4 protein-coding genes are annotated in these 7,231 nt (G+C 42.4%); 3 read left to right on the top strand and 1 reads right to left on the bottom strand.

Going from position 1 to position 7,231, the window contains the following annotated elements; translation table 11 throughout:
* Positions 1-278 (bottom strand): alpha/beta fold hydrolase (locus tag ACESM0_RS11810; RefSeq protein ID WP_372906412.1); only part of this gene is annotated, 278 nt, incomplete at its 3' end.
* A 597-nt stretch (positions 279-875) separates the two neighbouring features.
* On the opposite strand from ACESM0_RS11810, the gene ACESM0_RS11805 reads away from it, so the two are divergent.
* From ACESM0_RS11805 to ACESM0_RS11795, 3 genes are read left to right on the top strand one after another with little or no spacing between them, the layout of a single operon-like run.
* On the top strand, positions 876-2,531 hold the full coding sequence (locus tag ACESM0_RS11805; protein WP_372906411.1) for an L-lactate permease: 1,656 nt from the start codon (positions 876-878) through the stop codon (positions 2,529-2,531).
* A gap of 4 nt (positions 2,532-2,535) precedes the next feature.
* Positions 2,536-5,391, top strand: a complete 2,856-nt coding sequence (locus tag ACESM0_RS11800; protein ID WP_372906410.1) for an FAD-binding and (Fe-S)-binding domain-containing protein — start codon at positions 2,536-2,538, stop codon at positions 5,389-5,391.
* 36 nt (positions 5,392-5,427) lie between these two features.
* Complete coding sequence (locus ACESM0_RS11795; RefSeq protein ID WP_372906409.1) at positions 5,428-6,657, top strand: hypothetical protein; 1,230 nt, start codon at positions 5,428-5,430, stop codon at positions 6,655-6,657.
* Positions 6,658-7,231: the final 574 nt, after the last annotated feature.

Here is a 7,231-nt window from a genome sequence, read left to right as displayed (position 1 = left end):
CCTACTCTGTCGGGATGATCCTTTGCCAACATCATGGCCACATACCCACCCATGCTGTACCCGAAAAAATCTGCCTTTTCTATTGTATGCTGATCCATAAAATCGATCACATTCTCCACAAAATGCTCCATGCGAAAGGACCGATCCGGAACAGATTCACTGCCGTGCCCCTCAAAGTTCATCAGATGAACCGGTTGCTCACTCTCAAATCGTTCAGCAAGGGGTTTCAGTTGATTGGATGTTCCAAGGGCTCCGTGCAGTAAAATGATTGGGTTCATTGTTCTCTTTTGGATTGATGTCTGATCACGAGAAGGTTAGCTAAAAAAGAAGAGAATTTGAAGTGCTTCCATTTCAATCAGTACTAGCAGAAGTGTTAGCAGATCATATATGTCTGATCAAAAAAAACCTTGTAAATCAATTTCTTAAAAGACTTTTAAGTACGTCTTGAAGAAAAGAATATTCTTCCTTTAAATGGCAAGGCGAAGAGGAATGAAAGATTTTTTCCAAAATAAATTTAGTGAAAGTGCCTTACTTTGTTGGATTTAATAGTAATAACCTAAATATTATCATAGTAATACATGTAAAGTAATTTACTATTACAGTTTTAATATAGCCCCATCAATATGAATGATTTGTCTTTATCGTTCTATAGTTTGCATGTATTTATCAGATTTCACATAATAATGTGAGATTTTGGAGTTTACAGAATTTCGGTAATTATTTAATCAAACAGGATTCTTTAGGGAAGTATTTTCTGCTCTTCATTAAATGATCATTGTCTACCACTTTAAAAGAAGTAAGAAAGCAGTTTATATCATACGTTTGGAAAACTGAAGGTATTTTATAGCCTTCTAATCATAAAAAAATACATCTACATGAGTGCTCTGTTAGCTTTTATACCCATTCTTGCTGCTATTGTTCTGATGGCCGGCCTAAACTGGCCCGCTACAAAAGCCCTGCCCTTATCTTTACTGATAGCCATAGCGGTCGCCTTTTTCTACTGGCAGATGACGCTGCCATTTGTGTTTGGTTACACGTTTTTTGGTTTTTTAAAAGCGCTGGACATACTCATCATCATTTTTGGGGCCATTCTTATTCTCAACACCCTGAAGATTTCAGGGGCTATGACAACGATAAACAATGGCTTTAGCGGAGTTTCAACAGACAGACGAGTTCAAGTTATTATTATAGGATTCATGTTCGGTTCGTTTATTGAAGGAGCTGCCGGATTTGGAACTCCTGCTGCCCTGGCCGGCCCATTGCTGGTAGGCTTAGGATTCCCACCTCTTGCAGCTGCCATTGTAGCGCTCATATTTAACACCGTAGCAGTTCCTTTCGGCGCTGTGGGAACTCCTATTTTCGGTGCCATGAGTACTCTCGACACCAATCTTGAGCAACTGGGAGTCGCCTCAGATACTTTTATGATGTCTCTAACCCAATGGATCGCCATCCCGAATTTATTTGCCGGAGTGCTCCTTCCGCTGCTAGGAATCATGATCATGACTCGCATATTTGGTAAAACCAAATCCATAAAACCGGCACTCGCGGCAGCACCTTTTGCAATCTTTGCCGGTGCCGCATTTACAGTTCCGTACGTGCTTATTGCCATTATATTCGGACCAGAGCTACCTTCGCTTGTAGGTGCTTTCATTGGCCTGGGCATTGTAGTTTATGCGGCCAAAAAAGATTTCCTCACACCAAAAGATGAGTGGGATTTCCCCGAAAAAGAATCATGGCCTAAAATCTGGCGATCTAATATTGACACCGGTAACACAGGAGAAGCAAAAATGTCTTTACTGAAAGCCTGGGCTCCCTACCTGCTGATTGCCATTATTCTTGTAGTGACCAGAATTCCTGAATTCGGCCTGAAAAATTTCCTTGTAGATCAGGAGCTTATATTTAACAATGTTGCAAACATCTCCGGTCTGACGTATGAATTAAAGTGGGCTTATTTGCCGGGAACCATACCTTTTATACTTGTCGCAATTATCACTCACTTCCTGTATAAAATGCCCATTAAGGATGTAAAAGATGCATGGATACTCACGTTTAAACAGATAAAGGATGCGGCTATCGCATTGTTTGCCGGCGTTGGCATGGTTCAACTTATGCTTAATTCCGACGTCAACACAACGGGCATGGACAGTATGCTCACAGAAATGGCGGTGGCGGCATCAAATTTATCCGGCTCAGCATATCCACTTTTTGCCACGGCTATAGGTGCTTTGGGCTCTTTTATGTCGGGGTCGGCAACCGTATCAAATATTCTGTTTATGTCGTTTCAGTTTGAAACCGCCGTCCTGCTTGATTTTTCCCCTATACTCATTACGGCAATGCAGGGTGTAGGGGCAGGAATCGGAAATATGATTTGTGTTAACAATGTGGTTGCCGTTGCAGCTACGGTTGGGTGTATTGGCGCTGAAGGACAAATCATTCGAACAAATGCAGTACCGGCCCTGCTCTATTATCTACTTATAACGCTTATTTTTAGTGTTCTTATTCTCGCCGGCTTTTCTCCTTTAACCAGCTAATGCCATGAAAAATCTACCAAAAGAGTACAAAGATATTTACGACCAATTTTCCAAAAAAATTGATCCGTCGAGAATATACACCGAACCGCTGGAAACGTTTGCTTTTGGTACGGATGCCAGCTTTTACCGTTTGATTCCAAAAATTGTAGTCAAGGCTGATAATGCCGAAGAAGTGTCTTACATCTTATCGGAGTGCAACAGAGCCTCTATCCCGGTAACCTTTCGCGCTGCCGGAACCAGTCTTTCAGGCCAGGCTATTACCGACTCCGTGCTGGTCGTTGCCGGTAATGCATGGAAAAAGCATAAAGTATTAGATAATGGGGATAAAATCCGACTGCAGCCCGGTGTTATCGGCGCTCATGCTAACAACATACTGAGACCGTACTTGCGCAAAATAGGACCGGACCCCGCTTCCATCAACTCAGCCATGGTTGGCGGTATCGCAGCCAATAACGCCAGCGGTATGTGTTGCGGAACGGCTCAAAACTCCTATCAAACCGTCGATAGCATGAAGGTCATTATAAAAGACGGTACGCTGTTGGATACAGGAGACGCAGATAGCCGAAAAGAGTTTGAGAAATCGCACAGTAATTTGCTGGAAGAGCTGAAACAGCTCTCACAAGATGTTAAAAATAACAAAGCTCTTTCTGAAAGAATTACCCATAAATTCAAGATGAAAAACACCACGGGTTACAGCTTGAATGCCCTGGTAGATTTTGATGATCCATTCGACATACTTGAGCACATTATGATCGGCTCAGAAGGTACACTCGGTTTTATCGCTGAGATCACGTATAGAACAGTGGAAGAGCATCAGCATAAAGCAAGCGCACTTATAACCTTCCCAAGTATTGAAGATGCCTGCCGTGCCGTTATTCGTTTGAAATCTGAGCCCGTTCAGGCCGTGGAGCTGATGGACAGGGTTAGCCTGAGATCTATGGAGAACGCGGACGGCGTGCCGGCGTATCTAAAGGATCTTTCCGAAAATGCTTCTTCTTTACTGGTTCAAACGGCATCCAACGATAAGGAAAAACTCGATTTGCAGATTGAACAAATTAAGAAGTCGATAAAGGATATCCCTATCGAGATCCCGATTGAATTCACTGATAAACCATCCGAATACGCTAAACTCTGGAAAGTTCGTAAAGGATTATTTCCGACCGTTGGAGCCATGCGGGAAACGGGGACATCGGTTATTATTGAAGATGTATGTTTTCCGGTTCCGGAATTAGCTGAAGCAATACCTGCACTGCAAGCGCTTTTTTCTAAATATGGATATGATGAAGCCGTAATTTTTGGTCATGCACTGGAAGGAAATGTTCACTTTGTGTTCAGCCAGGATTTTGATGACAAAAAGGAATTGGAGCGATATAAAGCTTTTATGGATGATCTGGCCAAGCTGGTGGTAGACCGTTTTGATGGTGCACTGAAAGCCGAGCACGGTACCGGTCGTAATATGGCTCCTTTTGTGGAAAAAGAGTGGGGTTCAGAAGCCTATGAAATGATGAAACGCTTAAAGGCAATCTTTGATCCTAATGACCTGCTCAATCCCGGTGTTATCCTCAATAATGATCCGGAGCTCCATCTCAAAAATCTGAAACCCATGCCCGCTGCACATGAGACCATCGATATGTGTACGGAATGTGGATTTTGTGAACCGGCCTGTGTTTCTCATGACCTTACGCTTTCACCACGGCAGCGTATCACTGTTTATCGGGAAATGATGCGCCTCCAAGAGACCGGCGAGAAGCCCGAGGTACTGGCTTCGATGGAGAAAGCTTATGATTATCAATCTCTTGATACGTGTGCTACAGATGGTTTATGTGGCATGGCTTGCCCTTTGGATATAAATACCGGGGAATTTGTAAAAGATTTGCGCAGGAAAAAAAATACGCCAACACAGAAGAAAGTGGCATCAGCAATGGCTCCGCGTATGGCTATGATCACGAGCGCTACAAAATTTGCACTAAATACCTCAAATCTGTTTCACTCCCTCCTTGGCTCCAAAACAATGGATTCCGTTGCCGGCGGGTTGCGAAAAATTTCAGGGAACAGGGTACCCAAGTGGAATAAATATTTACCTAAAGCAGCCCCTAAGGTAAAGCCGGAGAAGTACACTGTTAAAGACACTAAACCCGATAAGGTGGTTTATTTTCCCTCATGTATTAATCAAACCATGGGTTTGCCGAAAGGCCAGGAGGAAAACGTACCTCTTACCACGAAAGTGAAACAGCTTATTCATAAATCAGGTTATGAGATCATTTATCCGAAAGACCTGTCTGGTCACTGCTGCGGAATGCCTTTTTCCAGCAAAGGCTTCAAAGAACAGGGGAAAGAGATCTCTGATAGTCTGGAGCAAGCCCTTTATGAAGCCAGCGATGGTGGAAGGTATCCCATAGTTTGCGATATGAGCTCTTGCCAGTTAACTATGGTAGAAAATATGGAGCCTCGTCTGAAAGTGTACGGCCCGGTTGAGTTTACCCTTAAGTACCTGGCACCCAAATTGGATTTCCAGCCGACTGATGAACCCATCAGTGTTTTTGCAGTATGTAGCGCAAAAAAGTTGGGAATGGAAAGCAAGCTGGAAGAATTGGCTAAGCTATGTGCAAAATCGGTGGTCGTACCTGAAACAAATTGTTGCGGATTCGCCGGCGATCGGGGATTCAGCCATCCCGAGCTGGTAGAGCATGGCCTCAGGCATCTTAATGGACAAATACCTAAAGAAGTAAAAAACGGTTATTGCACGAATCGAACCTGCGAAATAGGTCTCTCTACACACAGTGACATCACCTATTCATCCATCCTCTACTTGGTTGATCAGGTAACTACAGCAAAGAAAAAACCGGTAAAAGCCCAATGAGTTGAACAGAGGCAACCAATAATTAAACATATGGTTATGAAATATGTAATATTTTTAGTTCTACTCGCTCTTGTGCCCGGTTTGTTGATCGCCCAGGATGAAAGCAAATACGATCTGAATTTCAGTGGTTTTATCAGCTACGAAAGTATTTTTGATACGCGGCAAACGCTATCAGCTCGTGAGGGTGATGTGTTGATCTTTCCGTCTCGTGTCTCGGAAGATCTGAATGGTGATGATATAAACGCACAGCCTAATTTCAACATGTTTGCAATTCATAGTCGTTTGAAAGCTGATGTTTCAGGTCCCGATATATTTGGAGCACAGTCGAGTGCCCTACTGGAACTCGATTTTCTCGGCAACTCCGATCCTGTAATTAGCCTGGTAAGGCTGCGCCACTCCATCATAAAATTGAATTGGGATAAAGCCTCTCTTTTATTTGGACAATACTGGCATCCAATGTTTGTTACAAGCAGCTTTCCGGAAGTCTCATCCTGGGGAGGTGGTGCTCCTTTTGCGGCTTTTTCCCGAAATCCTCAGATCAGGTTTACCTATGACCTATCAGATAATTTCACGGCAGCCTTCATAGCGTTGACACAGCGAGATTTCTCCACAGCAGGACCTGAGGGTGGGTCTCCCGACTACCTGCGCAATTCAGCAATACCTGAGTTGAATCTACATCTGGTATATCAGAATAACGGATGGGATCTTGGAACTGTGGTCGGTTATAAAATCATAAAGCCCAGGCTTGCGAATCTCAACGGAGAAAAGCTGGACGAAACACTGGGTTCATGGCACACTAATGGATATATCCGTAAAGACTGGTCCGATTTAACCGTTAAAATTCAGGGACTGTATGGTCAGAACATGCATAATTTTTTAATGATGGGCGGATATGGTGAGTTTATTGATAACCAAACCAATGAAATTACCTATAAAAACTCGGAAACCGTATCGTTCTGGACAGAATGGTTATACAGAAATGGAGATCTTACCTACTCTGTTTTTGGCGGCTATTCTGAAAACTTAGGATTTACGGATATGCCGGGTAGTAATGATAGTGTTAACTTTTACGGACGAGGTTCGGATATTGATTATAGTTATCGATTTTCACCACGGCTGACCCTTGAGGTTGAAAAATTCCAGATCATGGGCGAGATTATGTACAGTCTGGCAGCATATGGATCCACTCAGCCCGATGGAACCGTTTCAGATACAGAAGACGCCAATAATGTGAGGTTTCAACTACATCTCAAATACAGTTTTTGATTCTTTTTTTACGAAACTGATATATAATATTGATTACTAAAAAAGCCAACAGTTTCTGTAAAATAGAACCTTATGCCTTTAATACTCTCTCTTAATGTACGCCGGGAAAAAAGGCAAAAGTCTTCACTTTAATGATGCTTAAGAGTAGATTCATATTTTTGTTTAGGCGGGGCAAATAAATATTTGTTCGCCAAAACTGATTACCCTTATAGCCAACGCGTGTTTGGACACATTTCACAACTATTCACCTCGGTAAAAGTTTCTGAGTTTTTCTATCAACTATGTTAGATAGTAGTGAACTCGACTTTTAAAGCAGGATCTAATATTTAGCACTGCCGCTAATTTGATTGTACCAAATACTGCAATCCCACGCACAGGTCTCAAATTTTTGGTTTCTATAGCCTCCTGTTAAACTTACCCCTGTAATTGTGTGACTATTGAAAATCAAAAAAAAAGAGGAACCTAAAACTACTACATTCAAACATTATTTTGAATGTTATTATTTAAGTTTTAAATTTTAAGCGTTCAATTCAACAACTCAGTTACATATGAACGCCCGGGAATTTAAAGACAA

Source organism: Rhodohalobacter sp. (assembly GCF_041686455.1).
Taxonomy (GTDB): Bacteria; Bacteroidota; Rhodothermia; order Balneolales; family Balneolaceae; genus Rhodohalobacter.
This window is presented reverse-complemented; position numbering and strand designations above follow the sequence as displayed.

What these genes read in the sequence shown, in the direction of transcription:
- ACESM0_RS11805 (WP_372906411.1), top strand. Translation starts at nt 876, where the DNA reads ATGAGTGCTCTGTTAGCTTTTATACCCATTCTTGCTGCTATTGTTCTG.
- ACESM0_RS11800 (WP_372906410.1), top strand. Translation starts at nt 2,536, where the DNA reads ATGAAAAATCTACCAAAAGAGTACAAAGATATTTACGACCAATTTTCC.
- ACESM0_RS11795 (WP_372906409.1), top strand. Translation starts at nt 5,428, where the DNA reads ATGAAATATGTAATATTTTTAGTTCTACTCGCTCTTGTGCCCGGTTTG.